We start from the raw sequence: 19,330 nt of genomic DNA, 5'->3' as shown, positions 1-19,330 counted from the left end.
CCAATCTTTTGAAAATCGACGAACGGCCATCATCGCCGAGCATTCGCCGGTATCCTTGCACGCGTCTGGATCAAGCGTTTCAGCAGGCTCAATGCCTTGCCCTCGCTGTTCATGGAGTGACGCATGCTCAAACCCACTTCCTGTTTACTGCTGGTAGGCCTGCTGGTCTGCTCGACTGCGCACGCGCAGATTTTCCAGCGCGAGCTCGGCGACTTCGACCTCAAACTCGGCACCACGCCCAGCCGCAGCATGGCCCAAGGCCTGGTCAAGCCGGCGGTAGTCGGCTCGTTCCACGGCGGCCTCGACCTCAGCCACGACAGCGGCCTGTATGTCGGCCAGTACGCACCGAGCATGGGCCTCACACCGGGCAAGAACCTCGAAATCGACTCCTACGTCGGCTTCAAACAACCTTTCGATCAGACCCTCGGCTATGAAGTCGGGATGATCCACTACAGTTATCCCAAAGTAGACACCCTCGACAGCCAGGAGCTGTTCGGCGGCCTGACCCTGCTCGGCAGCCGCTTCGGCGTCGCCGTGAGCAATGACCCGGACAAACAGAACAACACGCTGTTCGCCGACCTCGGCGGCAATCAGCCGTTCGGCATCGGGATCAGCATGAAATACACCACCCACCAACTGAACACGCCCGTGTCGGTGGACGGTGGTTATGTCAGCAGTTTTACCGATTGGTCGGTGAAATTTTCCCGGCCGTTCATGGGCGTCGATCTCGACCTGATCTACAGCAACTCCAACCTCAGCGGCAGCGATTGCTCGGCTTACTCCGGGCAAAACAGCGAGTGCGACGGGCTGGTCACGCTCAAGGCCGAACGCGCGTTCTATTGATCGGCTGAACTGCCGGCAGCCTCCCGCGTTCACATAAGAATCAGACGCCTGGCTCTCGCAAGGATTCGCTCATGTCTCGCTGGTTCAAACACCTCGCCACCCTGCTGATCTTCACCCTCGCCCTCGGCGGCTGCAGTCGCGTCGGCCTGGCCTACCGCAATCTCGACGTGATCATTCCATGGACGCTTGGCGACTATCTGGACATGACCAGCGAGCAAAAAGACTGGTTCAACGATCGCCTCAAGGAGCACCTGAACTGGCACTGCACCACGCAATTGCCGGGCTACCTCGACTGGCTGGATCGCTTGCAAGCGATGGTTGAAACCAATCAGGTGACAGACGCGGCACTGCAAGCGCGAACCGTAGAAGCGAAAAAAGCCATCGCCGAAACCGCACGCCAGATCACGCCATCGGCCATCGAACTGCTGCAAGGGCTGGACGATAAACAGGTCGCGGAAATGAACGACGCGTTCGCCAAGGACCTGCGCAAACGTGAGAAGGAATACGTCAAACCGCCGCTGGCGCAACAGATTGCCGAACGCGCTGCACGCATGGACAAGCGCCTCACCGACTGGCTTGGCCCGTTGAGCGTCACTCAGGAACAACGGGTGATGGCCTGGTCAACCGCGCTGGGCGAGCAGAACACCCAATGGATCGCCAACCGCGCGCACTGGCAGCAACAGTTCAGCGCGGCCGTTGCCCAGCGTAAAAGTCCGGAATTCCCACAACAGATCGAGACACTTCTGGTCAATCGCGAGCGTTTATGGACAGCGGATTACCAGAAAGCTTACGCCAACACCGAAGCACAGGCGCGCTCGCTGGCGGTTGATTTGATGGCGCAGAGCACGCCGCAGCAGCGTCAGCGGTTGCTCAAGAAAATCGAAGGGGTGCGTAAAGACTTCAATGACCTGAAGTGCCTGAAGGCTGCAAAAAAACCTTAATAGGATGCCAATCCAATGTGGGAGCGGGCTTGCTCGCGAATGCGGTGGATCATTCACCATTTATGTGTCTGATACACCGCATTCGCGAGCAAGCCCGCTCCCACAAAAGACTATCAGGCAATCTGCGCCTTGGAAGCCACCTCATCAAACGTCGCCTCATCCAGCGCATCTTCCTGCTCGTCCAGCACCTGCCGCGGATGATCATTTCCGGGAATGCTGCTGTCGATCAGGCTCAGCAGGCTTGATCCGCGTGGCGTCAGAATGAAATTGCTGCCGGTACTGCCCATATGATCCGGGCGCGGTTCGATAAATCCACGATCGAGCAACAAGCCTTCATATTCGCAGGCCAGCGTTTTCAGGTGATCCAGATTCTCGATCGGCTCGCCTGCACTGGCTTTCTGCGCCGCATAGTCCTCGGCATATTTTCGCGGCGCGAAACTTTCGCCTGCACTGTTCTGCACTTCATGCAGCAAGCGTTCAATCAAATCCCAGTTATAAGTCGTCATCCTGATTCAACCTCCGGTGCGCGTGATTTGGGGCGCTGTCATAGGTTGTGACCGGTGCCTGTCGCCGCCGTTCAGCCGCATTTCACGCCGCGACCGACCGGCGGTCTGTCGAATTGATCGTGTGTTAAACGACTAGTCTGACAAAGACGGTTTCAACCCCCGCAGGAGAAATCATCATGAACGTTGAGAATCATCCGGTGGTATCGCGAGAAGAATGGCTCGCTGCGCGCAAACAGCATCTGGCCGACGAAAAGGCCTTCACCAAGGAACGCGATCGCCTCAGCGCCAAACGCCGCGCGTTGCCCTGGGTCAAAGTCGACAAGGACTACCGATTTCACGGCTCACACGGCGAGCTGAAACTGGCCGACCTGTTCGGCAATCGCAGCCAGTTGATCGTTTACCACTTCATGTTTGCCAAGGACTGGGAGGAAGGCTGTCAGGGTTGCTCGTTCCTGTCCGACCACATCGACGGCGCCAATCTGCACCTGGCCCACCACGACATCGCCATGGTCGCGGTCTCCCACGCCCCGTTTGAGCAGTTTCAGGCCTTCAAGCTGCGCATGGGCTGGAAATTCGACTGGGTCTCGTCAGACGGTTCCGATTTCAACTACGACTTTGGCGTGTGTGCCCGCGCTGAAGATGTCGCTGCAGGAAAGGCTACGTACAACTACGAAAAGACTGACAGTGCCGAGGAAGAAATGCCGGGGCTGAGTGCGTTTTATCGTGATGCAAAGGGCGACATTTTCCACACCTACTCAACCTATGCCCGCGGTCTGGACATGCTGGTCGTTGCCTACAACTACCTCGACCTCACGCCCAAGGGCAGGAATGAGGACGAGATCATGGAGTGGGTGCGGCATCATGATCGGTATGAACATGAAAAAGCCTCGAGTTGCTGCCACCAGAGATAATCAGCAAATCAAAGGAAAGGCAGCGGCCGGCAATACCGCCCGCTGCATCCTGGATGCCTGGAATACGCATCACCGTTTAGTAGTTGAATTTCGTTTTGACTTGTTCGCCTTCGCGATAAGACAGGACAAACGACTTCCATGGCTCGCCGCGAGTGACCGCATTCTCGTGTAATTTTTCTACAAGCGCATAGATTTTCGAGTTATTGAAATCAGTTTCAGCGTCCCAAGTTTCTGAGCCATTTTTTTCTACAGCGAGGTCGGCCTCCATATAGTTCCCCCCCACTCAACGCTGTATCGAAAGGCGTCATAACCGTGAACAACTCCGTTCTCTACCAGCTCGAAAATTGATTTAACGAGTTCGAAGTCTTCTGTAATCACTCTATTACCTCCGGAATTTGATGAGGTTCATTTTTAAATGTCACGGTTTTGGGTTTACCGTCAATAACGTACGTCAATACTAACGAATCAGGGCGCACTGAACCGGGATCTGCACGCTCAAACCTGACCGTAGTAGGCCCTACCGTTCGGGCAGGATCATCTAGGGCTTCCTTCACTCTATTCTCATAGAACACTTTGTAGGCTGAATTGTTGAAATTCTTGTCCTGGCGTCAAAGGGCGTCAAAGGGCGTCAAAGGGGACAGATTTATTTTTTGGTAAGATATTTTATCTTCTACCTGCCAAAATAAATCTGTTAGCTTACCCCGAGCAATAACATTCAGGAGATGGCCTTCTTCATTTCCAACTGTCATGATGCCTAAGGGCCTAAGGGATAGACCAAGTTTATTTAAACGTGGCCTGTCCCATTATCCTCTCTGAGAAAAAAGATTGCAGAAGCTTATTCAGCTCATTATAAACCTGCACTTATTCAATCATCTTCTTATACACCACAAGATCGTGATCTCTAACGGCGTATATTGACTCATATTGAAAGGACAGCAGAAAGCGGTTATTTATGCCCCCTACCAACGCCACCATGAACTCATCCAATTCTTTTGCACTTTCTGCCAATGTGCTTATCGGGCAATGCACAACCAACCTTGCGCCTATTTTCCAACCCAAGGGATTTGCTTGATCTGTACCTATATCCTCCAGAGTGGCATGCTGGGTGTATACAAAAAAAGCATTTGATTCTGGAAAATCCCCGGAAAACTCAGAATCCTCAACGTCGACTGACGCCCCCAGCAATCCCAGGACATCTACCAGTTGCTCTACACGGGGGTAACCCTCAAATTCGAACACCATCATTATGCTCATGGTTTGTGCACCTCAATTACTCTGAACTGGCCATCTTTCAACAAATAAAGTTTTTTAAGATCTTTCACTGGATACTCCGCTATATTTTTTTGTATGTCATCGAAACCTAACGGCGAATCAGCCAGATTCAGAACAACAGTTTTAGCCTGCTTAATAACTTTATCATTAATCGTCTTCCATACCGAAAGGAGGCTGCCAGTCTGAGGCGATGCCACATCGGCTACTTCTCCATTGATTTTAAGATCTGGATTCGCCTTATTCTTTGCAACATTAGGCAGTTGTTCCACATCATACCCTGCTTTTGCCAGAGCCTTTGCAGCCTCGTTCTGCCTTTTAATGGACCTTACCATTTCGATAGAAGCATTCTTCGGTGGTAGTTCGGCATCCCCCAAAAGAGATCCGATTTTAGGTAATGTCGAGAGGCCTGCCTCGCTGTCAGTCAACCCACCCGTCGCAGGAGGCTTGGAGTCAAGCACAGGCACATCCGTATCACGTACGACAGTCTGCAACTTATTGATCTGGTTTTTGACGAGGTCGAGATCAAACGACGCGCCTATTTTCTTGACGGTATTGACCGAGACATCAATACCCATCCGCGAAAGGGTCAACGCGCTATTTGCAGAACTGCTCCCACCGCCCGCCAGCAACTGAACAACGAGCGCCACGGCTTGCCCCATTTGCCGGCCGAGGTTTTCCGCGTTGGCATCGCCGCCTTCGGCGAGCGCCTGCCCAATCTGATCAATCTGGGATTTGAAAGCAGCGCCAACTGCTTTACCCAGCAGCGCCTGAGCCTCATCAGAGCCAGCGAACTCCACGACGGCGTCCCAACTCTGCATAGGATCCCTCAACAGCATGACGGCGCTATCCAAAGTCCCAAGGCCCGCACCCGCCATCCCATCGGTAAAACCTTTGAGGGCTCCGGAGCCGGTCAGCAAATCCTGCCGCGTAGACTGGCTCTGCCACTTCACCGCGATCGCTATTTTTTTCAGGATATTGGGTTCGGCATCAATTTCTTTCATGGCCTGGACGTATTGCTGCGTCGCCAACCAGTTGTTGTCGATATTCGCCGTAGCTGCGTTGTTCGCTGTGGCGGCGCCATTCGGATTGCTCATGGCCGCAATGCCGGTCACCAGGCTGGTGATGATGTTGCGTTTGGCTTCGCGCTCTATCGCCGTTTCATTTGGATCAGTGTCTGCGAACAGTCCCGCCAGCACGCTCGCTGCTGAACCGCCCAAAGCACCTGCCGAACAGGACTGGTTGCTGGCCGCCGCACCGGCGCAGCCGAGAATCGCATGCAACGCGGTGTGTGTAGGGCTGCCTTCCTTCAGCCCCTTTTTCACCCAGTCACCGATATACGATGAGCCTTGCTGCTGTACGTAATTGACCACCATGTTCTGGGCAAACTGCGCACTGCTACCGCTTACGTTACCGCTGACGCCTGCGACGAGGGCTGTAGCGATTTGGCGGTAAGTACCCCCGGCCCCCCAGTTATCGCCAATCTCCTTGATCTGCTGTTTGAGCTGTAGGTAGTTTTCGTGGTGAGCCAGTTGAGCTTTCTCGGAAAGTTTCGGATCAGAGGAGGCCGCCAACTCCAGATCAGCCTGCTTCTTCTTGCTATCCATCTCCCGCGCGCGGTCTTCAACGAACTGAGAAACGTTCTGCACAAACTTGCCAACGATCTCGAAGTTCGCACCGATTTCTTCTGCATTGAAGATAGGCTTCAGCTTATTGCTGCCATCGCGATCACTTGAAACATTCGTGTTTATCGCTGCGATGGTTTGCTCAGCGGTTTTTCCAGTCAGCTCCTGCTGTTTTGCGCCGTTGGTAATCGTCACCGCAGCACCGCTTATCCCACTGTGCGTGATACTGCTGGAGCTATCACTGGCGAACAGGACGACAGGCGTGGTGGCGCTCACGCCATTCTTACTGGCGACAACCGGCCCGCCCCGGCTAGCGGTGGCGCTGGCATTACCGTTTTTGTCACGTCCGATATCGCCGCCATAACCACCACTGAGATTGATGCTACTGGCGTCGTACTCGGCCTTGTTCTTGATATCGGAACTCGTCAGCGTGCCAGTGCTCAGGGTGTTTTTGCCGTCGTCGACCGCCTTGTCGGTGCTGGCGATTACCGCGCCGACCAGATCGGTATTGCCCTTGACCTCAACCTGGAAGCCACCGTCACCGGCCTTGATGCCTGACTGTTCCGAAACGCTGGCGTAATCGCTTTGCATGTGCTGCGCAGCAATGCCGCCGCTGACACTGCTGGTGCCATAGCAGAATGGTGGAACGCAAACACTCAGCCCGACGTTTGCACTCATCTGCTTGGAGGTATAGGTGCTGGTGTCCTGCTGACTCTCGACATTGAGGTCACCGCCGACTTTCACCTTGACTGTCTCACCGGTGGCAACGGCCCCTTTGATGTTGGTGTCGCCACCGCTTTCCAGGTTGAGCGTATGACCAGACTTGATCGAGGTATTGGTGTGAGTAACGTCATCGCCATCGCTGCTGCCGCGCCCGACGTTGGCAGCGAGTTCGAAGGTAATGCCGTTACTTTCGCCGAAGCCAAAACCGATGCCCGCGCTCCAGCCATTGTTGCTGTTGGCACTTTGTTGATGTGCGGTGTTTTGCGCGGACAACAGATTGATTTCACCGTCGGCTTTCAGGCTGACATCGCCGCCGCCTTCGATTCGGCTGCCCACGACATTGATGTCACTGTCAGCACCGGCTCCCGTTGCAACGATGTTGACGTTGCCACCTGCGACAACATCGCTGGCAACCACATTGCGGCCACTCTGGCTGCTGTTCATCTTGCTCTGGCTGTTGCTCAGATTGACGCTGACTTTCACGCCACCCAGAGGATTCTGCGTCATCACCTGGCCGGCATCCAGCGCCTGATTGGCACTCATGGCGGCGTTCACTGCTGCCAGTGCGACCATTCGATCATCGCTGGTTTTCTGCGCTGCTTCGCCCATTTGCTGAATGCCACGCAGGGCATCTACCAGAGGAATGCTGACGGTGCCGCCGATTGCCGTGCGGCTGGTGCTCGCAGTTTTGTTGGTGTTGAGAGTGTCGAATCCTGCCTCGATATCAACGTGCTTGGCTTTGATGTTGATATCGCCCTGAGGGGCGACCAACTGGCTCGCGCTCTGGGTGTAATGATCCCCGGCGGTCAGGGAAATATTGCCGCCAAGGGAGGCAATTTGACTGCCCGACTGACGCGTCGAGGTGTTTTGCTCCGATTCTTTCGTTTTGACGACCCCGGTCGCGGGTTGCCACCAGCTACCAATCTGCCCGGTTTTCGTACTGCCGGACTTCGAGCTTGAGGACGAAGTGTTCTGTGCACTGGTAATTTCGAGATTGCGACCGGCATCTATGCCAATGTTCTTATCGGCCACGAGCGTACTGCCCTCGACAACCGAATCGCGACCACTCTTGATCTGGATGCTGCCAGCACTTATATCGCTACCAATATTCTGCGTTGACGTCTGTTGAGCTTGCTGGGTTTTGCGAGTTGACGAAAGCTCGCCCGAAAGGGAAAACCCTGTCTTACTGGAGCTCTTAGACTGACTGGAAGTTTGTGTCTCTTGAGCGGCGCCAATCAGAACATCATTGGCCGCTGTCAGCTTCACCTCGTTTTCCGCACGCAGGGCAGCCGCTTGCAAAGTGATGTTGTTATCCGATTTGAGCTCGATATCCTTTGCACTGAGTTCGGTGCTGTTCAGTCGTGTCTGCGTCAGCTCACTGCTGCTCGATTTGCTTTTGCTCCAGCCTTTCTTGGATGAAGCGTTGGCCTGGCTATAAGAGTCTTCAGCAGCCAACAAGTTGATGTCGCGACCCGCGGTAGCAAGCAAAGTCCCATCGCTGTTGAGCTTCGCTCCGGTCAGATTAATGTCCTGACCTGCCGACACCACCAGCTTGGTACCCGCCTCGACTGTCGAGCTGACGGACAAGACCGTCTCGCTTTCACTCATCGTCGACTTCTTCTTGCCGAAGGAGCCCTTTTTGGTTTTCGAGTAGTAGTCGTAATCAACGTCTTCTGCCGTCTCAATATTGACGTCATCACCAGCGAACAAGTACGCCTCGTTGCTGGCGCTGATGCGACTGGCAATCAGATTGAGGTCTTTGCCAGCGTTGACAGCAATGTCACGCCCCGAGTTGATGACACTTGATTGCTGGGAAACATTGAGGGACTCCACCTGCGTGCGCTTGCTGCGCGCCACGTAATCACTTTCATTTGCCGCGGATGCGATCTGTACATCATTGCCGGCGTTTAAGCTCAGATCCCGCTTGGCATCCAGCCGACTGGCCACAACTGTCACATCCCGATCGGCACTGATCGACAGATCGCGCCCTGATGTCACTTCAGCCCCATGCTGGGTAATCGTCTGATTGAGGTAGCTGCTGCCCCGCGCATTGGTGCTGCGATCCTGAACCGAGGTGATGTTCACATCGCGATCGGCATCGAGCGTCATGTCCTGACCACTCTGGAGTACGCCACCAATGTTATTGATGTCACGACCAGCGCTGATCGTCAGGTCGTTGGCGGCTTCGATCCGTGCGGCGTTATCCAGATAGTCACGGTGGTACACACTGCCACCTCGGTTGACATCAACACTTGTTACATCGCGCTGGTTGATTACGTCCCCATGGGTGGCCGTGAGACTGACATCCTTACCGGAAATGATGCCTCCTGACTTATTAATGATGTCGTTACCGGCTTTGAGCCTCAAACGCTCTCCGGCTTCGATCAGTCCACTGTTGACAAGGTTGTTGTCGGCTTCTGCCCACAAGTTATTTGAAGCGCGCAACGTACCCGCGTTCGTAAGATCGCCACCGGCAATCAACGTCACATCGTTACCCTGGATCAGCGCCCCGTTAGGCGCCAGACGGTTGTTGGCCTGAGCCAGGTACAACACCGGCACCAGCACTTTCTCACCGTTCACTTCGTGCTCTTCGAGCCAGACGATGTCGTGAGTCAATGCCGCCACTTGCTGCGCGGTCAAGGTAACGCCCATCGACAGGTTGAGTTGGTCCTTGCTGGCGATAGCGTTGTTCATCAGGTACTTGAACATCCCTTCGTCAGAGGTCTGTCCGTCGATGAAGCGCTGGCCGGTGCGGGCCACCACGGCCTGCTGCACCATGCGTTGTTCAAACAGACCGTCACCGAGTCGCTTGGCGCTGGTGTCCGGGTCATAACCGAGCTTGCCCAGCAGATAGTCCGAACTCATGAACTGCTTGAGGTCGGTCAGCGCCGGGTTGGTTTCGATCAGATATTTGTGCGGGTTGGAGCGCACGCTGGTATCGGGTAGGGCCTGCACGCGTGGAACGTCGAAAGAAACGTTGCCACGAGCGGGCATCAGCACACCGACCGGCCCGTCACCGGCAGCGGAATTGACGTTGATGACAGCCGTCTTGTCATTGAGATTCAGCGAAGGACGGCTGGCCAATGCCAGCTCACGGTTCTTCACCGAGACTGGATCGTTTTTATCGAACTGGAGGTCTGTTGCATGCCTGACCGGCATACCGCCCGCATGTGTCGAGGGTGCGGCAGTGATGGAGCCGATCGTCCAGTCTTTACCGGCTACGAGCGTTTGCTCGCTGCCGTCCTTGCGGCTGAGGCGGAACAGACCGTTGTCGCCGGTCGGCAGGGTGAAGCCCGGCAAGGCCAGTGGGTTGACCTGTTGTTGGGCGAGGTCTGGAGGAAGCTGGGCGTTGATACGGATGACTGTCGGGGTGACTTGACCCGCCAGTTGCGTGGAGCCCAGGCGAGACGCTCCGCCGGCAGCGGCGTTACCGTTGCGAACGACGCCGTTGTCCAGTTTGTTGGTCGCGTTGATATAGACGGTGCCGCCGGCCTGAACGACTGCGTTGGCATTGGCCGTCGGGCTGCTTTCAATAGTGGTGACTTTGGAAAACGCTGCGTTCTTGACCGCAGCCGGCGCCTCCGTGCGCACGCCGCTGTCGTAGCTCGGTGCAGGGAAAGGCAATTTCCCGTCGTAGTCTAGAAGGATCGACCCAAACAGGAAGAAGTTGGCGGCCTCGCTACCGGTATGACGCCCGCCGACCGTAGTCAACGTTTCGACGTTGTTCATGTCCCAAGTGTGGAGGTTCGGGATCATTTTGATTTTGCCGTCCGAGACCCCCATTTTTCCTGAGTCATAGTCCGGATCATTGGCAGCGTTATAGGCGAGTACGTCCCTCCAGAAAAACACGTCATGCCGACCTGGCGCGGCGAACCAGCGACTGACGGTGTAGTCCCCGACAGTCGCTCCCTGGTTCGTGAAGTTCTGCACGTTGATTGTCATGTCACGCCCGGCGCTTACGACAGAGGCGTTATTGATGAACTCCCGACCATTCCCAGTAAGGTTTCGCCCGGCCGTCAGCGTGCCGGAAGCCGAATCCTGAACAATGGTTGAGTGGTATTTTTCAATCCACACCATGTGGCTCGGCAGGCGAGTCTCGTAAAAAATGTTGGAGAACGAAGTACAGGTTTCGCACCGAACACCAATCGCCCCGGAGATCAGCCCGCCCCCGGCAGCCACTTCAAACACATCCTTGCGATTCTCGATGTGATCCGCCGCCAGACTCAGATCACCCACGCTTTCAATGGTCGCTGAAACGTTGTTGATCGACGAACTCCAGCCGTTGCTGTCGTCCCGGGCAATGCTGATGTTGCCGATGCCATAGATGTCGGCGTAGCGGTTGGTCAGCGTGCCGACGCGCAAGGCCATGTCGCCGCCACTGAAAATCAGCCCGTTCTGGTTAAGCAGTGAATCGGTGTTGACGCGCAGATAGCCGGCGCTGCCCAGCGTTCCGTTGTTGGTCAGCGCTGCGGCATTGACGGTCAGGCTGTCTGCCGAAGTCAGTCGGCCCAGGTTGGTGAGGTTGCCGCGACTGGTGATCGTGGCGGTCGTCGCACCGGTGATACTGGCCGCGCTGCTCAGGTCGATCCCGGACGCGGTGAGGCCAAGATTGCCTACACTGCTGAGCCGACCGTTGCCGCCATAAGTGCCGCTCAACTGGATATCGAAATTGCCACTACTGGCAATCAATCCGTCGTTGGTCCAATTGCCGCCACGTCCAATCAACTGATTGGAGGCAAGCAACTGGCCGCTCGCAGTCTGCACAAAATTGCCGACATTCACCGTCAACCGCCCAGCCTGAATCACACTGCTGTTGGTCCAGCTGTCCGCGTTCAGCGTCAGGCCGCCTAGGGTCACCAGCGAGCCGCCGGCGTTCATGACGTTGGCGGTCGAGATGCCGAATTCGCCGACGCCGACATGGGTGATCGAGCCGCCGGCATTGAGCAGGTTCGGCGTGGCAAGGTTGAAGTCGTTGTTGGCGGTTTCCACCAGACCGTTGCGGTTATCGAACTGGCTGCCGATCTGGAAATCGGTTTTACCACCGACGCCCAGCGCGCGCAGTTTGCCGCTCTGGTTATCGAGGCTGGCAGCGCGCACGGCCAGGGTGTTGGCACTTTCGACAAGGCCGCCACGGTTGGTCAGGTTACCGTTGACGCCCAGCTCGATGCCATTGCCGCTGATCTGCCCGGCGTTGTTGTTGAGCGAACCGGCGCTGACTTTGACCATGCCTCGGGCATAGATGCCGCCACTGCTGTTGTCGAGTGCATTACCACCGGCATCGAGCAGAATGTCGCCGCTGTTGGCGGCGATGCGCCCGCCGTCGCTGTAGATACCACCGAGTGCGCGCAGATCGAGGCGGCTGCCTTCGATCTTGCCGCCCTGGCCGTTGCGCAACACGCCGGTCAGGCGGGTCTGCAGCAAACCCTTGAGGCTCGACAGCACACCGCCACGGCTGTTGAGGCTGGCGGCGGTGAGGGTCAGGTCGCCGTTCTGGGCGATGATCTTGCCGCCTTGGTTGTCGATGGCGCCGCTGCCCGCATTCACGGTCAGTGCTGTCATGCTTTGCACAGCACCCTTGGCGTTGTTCAGCGCTGCAGCGGTAAGGTTCACCCCGGCATCGCGGCTGGAGATCAGGCCATCGGTGTCGTTGTGCAGAGTGCCGCCAGCGGTGAGATCCAGTTGGCCGTTGGCCGACACGGTGCCGCTTTGGCTGTTGTTCAGATCACCGCTGGTGAGCAGGCTCAGCAAGGTCTGGCTGATCAATTGTCCGCCGCGGTTGTCGACACTGGCGGAACGCTTGATCAGCAGTGGGCCGCTGCTGCCCAGCGCACCATTGACGTTGGTCAGGGCACCGAGCAGGTCGAGGCTGACGCTGTCATCGCCAACGAGGCTGCCATTGCTGTTGTTCAGGTGCGTGCCGGTGAAGGTCAGGGCTTTTTTCGCAGTGACTCTGCCGCCGCTGTTGTCCAGCGATGCGGCGCGGACATCCAGCGCGTCACCGCTCTCGATCAAGCCGCCGGAAGCATTGCTGAGCGTGCCGCCAGTCAGGGCCAGCGTCTGTTTGCCGCCACTGCTGACCGTGCCGTTGCTGTTATCGAGGCTGGCCGCTTTGATACTCACTTCGCCCTTCGCGCCCACGCCACCTTTGCTGTGGTTGGTGAGCGCACCACTGAGGTCGATGCTGGTGTTGCCGAGCAGGCTGGAGACACTGCCTTCCTGACTGTTGTCGAGGGTGCCGCCGGTGACGCTCACGCCGTTCCAGCCAGAGACCAGACCGCCCTGATTGTTCAGGTCGGCAGCGGTCAGGGTCAGTTGATCGTTGCTGATCAGGTTGCCGCTACGGTTGTCCAGGCTGTTGCCTTTCAAACGGAAGCTGTTGACGCTGGAAATCTCGCCCTTCTGGTTATTCAGGTTGCGCAGCGTCTCAATGCTCAACACGCCTTTGCTGTTGATCACGCCGTTCTGGTTATTGAGATCACGCAGGTGGGCGACGCTCAGCAAACCCTTGCTGCTGATCAGGCCGTCCTGGTTATTCAGATCCTGTGCGGTGGCGCCCAGATCGATCGCCATGCCCGCAACACCCACCAGTGTGCCGCCCTGATTATTCAGGCCGGTGCTGTTGAGGTTCAGCTGTTGCGCGGCCTTGATGCTGCCCTTGTTCTGGTTGTTCAGCAGGCCATCGACCTTGACGTCGATATCGCTGTCACTGAGCAAAACACCTTCGCCACTGTTATCCAGACTCGCCGCGCGAATCTGCAGCGCCGCGGCAGCGATCTTGCCTTTGATCGAGGTCAGCGCGTCGTTGATCTGCAGGGTGAGTTTCTGATTGCTCAGCAGTTGGCCGCTGCTGTTATCCAATGACTTGGCGAGCAGCTCGAAAGCCTGCTCGCTGGAAATCTCGCCGCCACGGTTGTTCACGTCGGCCAGATTCTTCAACAGCAACTGACCCGGCGCACTGATGACGCCGCCCTGGTTGTTCAACGCGCCGCCGTTCAGATCGACGCTGACATCAGCATTGCTGCTGAACAGCTTGCCACCCTGCTGATCCAGACCACGAACATTGGCCGCCAGCGAATTGGCCGCGCCGAGACTGCCGGCGATGTTGGTCACCTGGCCGGCCGTGATGTGCAGTTGATCGGCGGAGTAAATGCTGGCCTGGCTGTTGTTGAGGTCGCCGGTGGTAATGCTCAGTTTGCCTTTGCCACTGATCGCGCCTTGTTGCTGGTTATCCAGCGCGCTGCTGTTGAACGTCAGGTCGGTGTCGGTCAGCAGTTTGCCGCCCTGGTTACTGACGGCGCCACGGGTGTCGATGGTCAGCGCTTTAGCGCTGGAGACCGTGCCGGCCTTGTTGTCGAGACTTTGCGCGCTGATCGCCAAAGCGCCTTCGTTGACGAGGCTGCCCTGTGCGTTGTTCAGATCTCCGGAGAGGTTGATCGCAAGATCTTTCTGGCTGGTCAGACGTCCGCTGTTTTCCAGGGTCTTGCCCGTCAGGGTCAAGCCGCTGACACCGGACAGCAGCCCCTTGTTGCGGTTGATGACTTCATTAACCGTCAGCGCCAGATTGCCGCCGGCGAGCATGTAGCCGCTGTCGCTGTTATCCAGCCAGGCGCCGATCAGGCTCACATCAGCCTTGCTCGACAGCTCGCCGCTGCGGTTGTCGATACGGTCGACGTTGAGGTTCAGCGCTTTTGTTGAACCGATGAGGCCTTCCTGACGGTTATCCAGGCTGGCGGCCGTGATCGTCAGGCCGTTGTCGGCGATGACCACACCATTCTGGTTATCGAACATTCCGGTGACGCTGAAATCGACATCACCCCGCACGCGAATGTCGCCGCTGTTGTTGTTCAGACTGTCGCTGCGACTGTCGAGGCTGGCGGAAGCAATCACCCCTTTGACGTTGCTTAAGGCGCGGTCGATGACGAGGGTGAGCTTTTCATTGCTGAGCAATTTGCCGCCGTCGTTGTTCAGGCTTTGCGCATCGAGGCTCCAGGCCTTGGCAGCGGAAATTTCACCGGCGCTGTTGTCGACGTCCTTGAGGTTTTTCAGCAGCAACTGGCCCGGCGTATGAATATTGCCGCGCTGGTTGTTGAGCAAACCGTTGTTCATGTCCAGGGTCAGGTCGCTGTTGCTGAACAACTCGCCGCCGTCCTGTTCCAGCGAAGTCAGCGAAGCCTGAAGTTTCTGCTGGCTACCGATGGTGCCCCCGGAGTTGTCCAGGTGCCCGGCGGTCAACAACAGCGTGCCATCGGTGGCGATACTGCCGCTCTGACGGTTCTTCAACTCGCCGGTAGTCAGGGTCGAATCAGCCTTGGCGCTGATGATGCCGTTGTCGCTGTTATCCAGGCTGCCACTTTTGAAGGTCAGGCCTTTCTGCGAGACGATCAGGCCGCCCTGGCTCAGTACCGCGCCGGTGGCGGTCAGCGCCATTGCTTCAAGGCTCGACAGTTTGCCCAAGCGATTGTCGAGGCTGCCGGCGGTGAGGATCATTTGCCCTTCACTGCTGATCAGGCCTTGCTGGTTATCCATCGCGCCGTCGAAGGTCAGCCCCAGACTGTTCTGACTGACGATCCGCCCAGCGACGTTACTCAACCCGGTACCGCTCAGGGTGCTCGCGCCCTTGCTGAAAATCAGGCCGTTGCTGGCGTTGATGATCTGCGCGACTTTCGCCTCCAGCGTGGTGTCGGACAACACCTTGCCGCCCTCGCTGTTGTCCAGGCGCGAACCGTTGATGTGCAGGTCCTGCTGGCTGGAGAGCGAGCCACCGCGGTTGTCGATCTGGTCGACGTTGACCGTCAGGGTCTTGAGCGACCCGACGAGACCGTCCTGATGGTTCTGCAGCGTCTTGCCAGTCAGCAACAGGTTGCCTTCGGCGACCAATTCACCGCCCTGCTGGTTCAGGCTGTCGATACTGGCGTCGATATCGCCCTTGCCGGAAATCCGCCCACCATCGTTGGTGACATTTTTGGCCTTGAGGCCCAGCAGGCCGGTCGAAGTGAGCAAGCCACCATTGCGGTTGTCCAGCGTGTTGCCTTCGAACGTCAGTGTTGCCTTGCTTTCAACGCGGCCCTTGTCGCGGTTGTCCAGTTCACTGATCAGCAGTTTCGCCGCCTGATCAGCGCGAATCGTGCCGCCGCGGTTGTCCGTATTGGCGCTGGTGAGCGTCAGGGTGTTGAGGCTGGAAATCTTGCCGGCGCGGTTATCCAGGCGCGTGGCCTGTACGTCCGTGGCAGCGTTGGCCTGGATCAGGCCTTTGTTCTGATTGTCCAGGCGATCACTGATGCGCGTGGTCAGTGTGCCTTCACTGATCAACTGGCCTTGCTGACTGTTGTCGAGTTGTTGCGCGCGCAGGGTCAGCGATTGTTTGGCGCCGATCCGGCCGCCGTTGCTGTTGTTGATCGCACTGAGGGCGGTGATGTCGAGCAACTGCCCGGCGGTCATCACGCCGGCAACGTTATCCAGCGAAGTGACCGTCAGTACCGCGTCGGTCTGGCCGGCAAGTTCACCATTGCGGTTGATCAGTTGGCCGATATTGCCGGTCAGTCTGGCCTGGCTGTTGATCACGCCTTTGTTGTTCAGCACTTGAGCGGCATTGAGGTTCAGCGTAGCGCTGCTCTGCACGCGACCACCGTTGCGGTTGTCCAGTGTCCCCGCGGTGATCGCTGTGGTTTGCCCACTGAGTGTGCCGCTCTGGTTGTTCAGGGTTTGCGCGGTGTTGACTGTCAGATTGCGACTGGCTACCAGGCTCTTGCCGCTGTTGTCGAGGTTCTGCGCATTCAGGCTCAGATCACCGTTGGCGTTGCGGCTGCCGTCGGCGTTGACCCCGGCCTCAATGACGCCGGCGTTGGTCAACTGACCACCGGCACTGAGGGCGATGCTGTCACGGGCGGCGAGGGTCTGGTGGTTGGTCAGATTGCCTTGGGTCTGCACGTTCAATGCCGTGCCGGCATACACCGGCCCACGCGCATCGAGACTGGCCGCCTTGACGTTGACCGCGCCGGTCGCCGAAGTATCGGCCAGGCTCAATTGACCATTGGCATCAAGCTGAATATCGCCACCGCTGGCGATCAGTTTGCCGTCGAGCTTCACGCCGACCCCGGCCTCGGTGCCAACCAGTTTGATCGCCCCGGCATACATCCCGCCGAGTGCCGAGGAGTCAATCGCCAGTTGCGGTTTGGTGCTGCCGTCATCGGCACGGGCCGTGGCGTTCAAGGTCTGCGCATTGACGTCGTTGCGCCCGGCAACAATCGTCAGATTCTGCGCCTGGAGTTCAGCGTTGATCTTCGCGCTGCGGGTGATGATTTCGAAACGGTCGACGTTGTTGGCGTTGAGGCCGGCGCCTTCGATCGCTACAGCGCCTTGATCAACCTGAAAACGATCCAGCCGGCCCGCGCCATCCAGCACCGGCTTGCCGGTAGTCAGCGTCACGCGCGGTGCGTTGATGAAGCCGCAGCCATTACAGGTGATGCCATACGGGTTGGCGACGATCACTCGCGCTGACTGCCCCGCCACTTCGGTGTAACCGCGCAACTGGCTCGGGTTGCCGCTGATGACTTCGTTGAGAATTGCCTGCGCCGAGCCGCTGTTTTTCAGGTTCGGGTTGCCGATGATGTGCCCGGCCAACTGCGTATTCGAGGTTTGCGTCGAGCCGTTGTTGAGGATGACACCCTGCGCGCCGACGTTGTAATCATGGAACTGGTTATGCGACAGCCCGTTGCCGTTGGGCGTGGCGATGTTGATGATCGGCACACCGTTACCGGCACGATCCAGCGAGGTGTTCGGGTTGGCCACGACAATGCCGTCGGCCTGCGCCCACATCGGTTGCCAGAACATGACGTTCGCCAATAGAAACGCCAGCCCGCGCTTGGGCATGCCCCAGAAATGCTCACGGGTTTTCACGGCAGCAGAAGGCTGACGAGCGAGGAAGGCGTATTGGCGAACGTCCATGTTTGAGCTCTCGTTGCGACAGGCGAATGAGGTCTGGGTAATCAACAGGCAAAGCGATCCCTGCCCGGCAAAGCACGGCGCCAGGTGAGAGAACAAGCAAAAGGGGATAAATGCGCGCTTTGGTCAGAACGTCCAAAGCGTGGCAGAAACGATCGCAGAACTGCTTGCGAAGAGTTTGTTCGATCCCTCGAAATCACCGATTGATATCAATGTGATGGCGCGATGGTAGATTGCCATCATTCTGACGTCAATAAGTCGTACAGTGTCTTTTTTCGCAACGGCTCTAGCGCGCGGCTTTTCCTCAAGAAGTCTACTTTTCAGGGGGGATCGCAACCGTTCGGTCACTTCAAATGGGCTGGTAAAAACACTGTCACTGAACTTTTCACCGTCCGAAACCCTCCACCGATTAACCCGTCTTACCCGGAACGGAGGCCCGCCCCCATGAAAACCCTGCTCAAGCTCACCCTCGCCGCCACCCTAGCCTGCGCCCTGCCGGTCTGGGCCTGCACACCAGAAGAGGCCACCGCCAAACGCGAACAACTGGCCAAGGAAGTGGCCAAGCTCACCGAGCAGAACCCGACCAAGGCCAAGGAGATCAATGCCGAGTTGCAGAAAATGGACTTGGGCACGGCCAGTGCGGATTTGCCGGACAAATGCCAGTTGATTGATCAGCGCTTGAAAGAGCTGGATTCGGCTGAGAAAAAAACCGAGAGCTAAAGCAAGAGCAAAAGATCGCAGCCTGCGGCAGCTCCTGCACCGAACCCTGTAGGAGCTGCCGCAGGCTGCGATCTTTTGCTCTTAAAAATGCATTTGTGCATTTATTTTATTGCACAAACGCATATTCAGACTATGGTTACATCGAGCAAGGAGATCGGCACCGTTCATCGCAGATGAAAACCGTTAACCACCGATCGCTCGGCAATACCGCAACACAATCACAAGCTGGACGCTTGTTTTCATTCATGGAGGACTGAAAAAATGTTAACCACTCAAGCAACATCGTTCACCGGCGAGAGCCTGCCAAGGTGCCTTATCGGCCACCTGCTCGACCCGCAACTGGTCGAGGTTGAAGCCACTGCGCAAACTGCGGCACTGGCCGCCGCCAACCTCAACTTCACCATGCAGAAACAGACGCAGACCAACTGGTGCTGGGCCGCCGTTTCCGCCTCGGTCGGCAACTACTACGGCACCGGGAACTGGACACAGTGCGGGGTCGCGAGCACCCAACTGGATCGCAACTGCTGCAACCAGCCAGGTCCGTGCAACGTCTACGGCTATCTGGATTCGGCCCTGCAAACCACCCGCAGCTACAACGGGATGAATCAGGGTTCGCTGCAGATGTCGGCCATTCAGAACCAGATCAACATGGGGCGCCCGGTGGGCCTGCGTTGCGCCTGGTACGGTGGTGGCGCGCACTTCCTGGCGATCTACGGCACCAACGGCAACTACGTGCTGGTCGCCGACTCGATCTACGGTTACTCGACTCGCGCGCTGAACGCGTTCCCCGGTTCGTACAACGGCGGCGGCAACTGGACTCACACTTACTTCACCGCGAAAAACTAGGAGGG

At 57.3% G+C, this 19,330-nt stretch carries 8 protein-coding genes and 1 pseudogene; 5 read left to right on the top strand and 4 right to left on the bottom strand.

The features are described 5' to 3' along the window. Positions 1–123 precede the first annotated feature (123 nt). A complete protein-coding gene (locus tag V9L13_RS28075; protein WP_338801086.1) occupies positions 124–843 on the top strand; it encodes a TorF family putative porin in 720 nt (239 codons plus the stop codon). Between the two features lie 71 nt (positions 844–914). Continuing rightward, a complete protein-coding gene (locus V9L13_RS28070) occupies positions 915–1,784 on the top strand; it encodes a DUF6279 family lipoprotein (protein ID WP_338801085.1) in 870 nt (289 codons plus the stop codon). 113 nt (positions 1,785–1,897) lie between these two features. Here V9L13_RS28070 and V9L13_RS28065 read toward each other — a convergent pair whose 3' ends face one another. Then, complete coding sequence (locus tag V9L13_RS28065) at positions 1,898–2,290, bottom strand: hypothetical protein (protein WP_003222699.1); 393 nt, start codon at positions 2,288–2,290, stop codon at positions 1,898–1,900. 176 nt (positions 2,291–2,466) lie between these two features. Between V9L13_RS28065 and V9L13_RS28060 the strand changes: the two genes are divergently transcribed. Then, positions 2,467–3,201, top strand: a complete 735-nt coding sequence (locus tag V9L13_RS28060; protein WP_338801084.1) for a thioredoxin family protein — start codon at positions 2,467–2,469, stop codon at positions 3,199–3,201. 76 nt (positions 3,202–3,277) lie between these two features. On the opposite strand, the pseudogene V9L13_RS28055 reads toward V9L13_RS28060, so the two are convergent. From V9L13_RS28055 to V9L13_RS28045, 3 genes and pseudogenes are all read right to left on the bottom strand, one after another. Then, positions 3,278–3,579, bottom strand: a pseudogene (locus tag V9L13_RS28055) (hypothetical protein). A gap of 483 nt (positions 3,580–4,062) precedes the next feature. Further along, positions 4,063–4,455 (bottom strand): hypothetical protein, encoded by a 393-nt coding sequence (locus V9L13_RS28050; RefSeq protein WP_338801083.1) that lies wholly within the window; start codon positions 4,453–4,455, stop codon positions 4,063–4,065. Further along, complete coding sequence (locus V9L13_RS28045) at positions 4,452–17,762, bottom strand: hemagglutinin repeat-containing protein (protein ID WP_338801082.1); 13,311 nt, start codon at positions 17,760–17,762, stop codon at positions 4,452–4,454. The genes V9L13_RS28050 and V9L13_RS28045 overlap by 4 nt, the downstream gene beginning before the upstream one ends. 441 nt (positions 17,763–18,203) lie before the next feature. Here V9L13_RS28045 and V9L13_RS28040 point away from each other — a divergent pair, with 441 nt between their 5' ends. After that, a complete protein-coding gene (locus V9L13_RS28040) occupies positions 18,204–18,479 on the top strand; it encodes a hypothetical protein (RefSeq protein WP_003222690.1) in 276 nt (91 codons plus the stop codon). Positions 18,480–18,740: 261 nt separating this feature from the next. Next, positions 18,741–19,325: a papain-like cysteine protease family protein gene (locus tag V9L13_RS28035; protein ID WP_262143079.1), complete on the top strand. Its 585-nt coding sequence runs from the start codon at positions 18,741–18,743 to the stop codon at positions 19,323–19,325. The last annotated feature ends 5 nt before the right edge of the window (positions 19,326–19,330 follow it).

Origin of the sequence: Pseudomonas sp. RSB 5.4 (genome assembly GCF_037126175.1) — a bacterium.
GTDB lineage: Bacteria > Pseudomonadota > Gammaproteobacteria > Pseudomonadales > Pseudomonadaceae > Aquipseudomonas > Aquipseudomonas fluorescens_H.
This window is presented reverse-complemented; position numbering and strand designations above follow the sequence as displayed.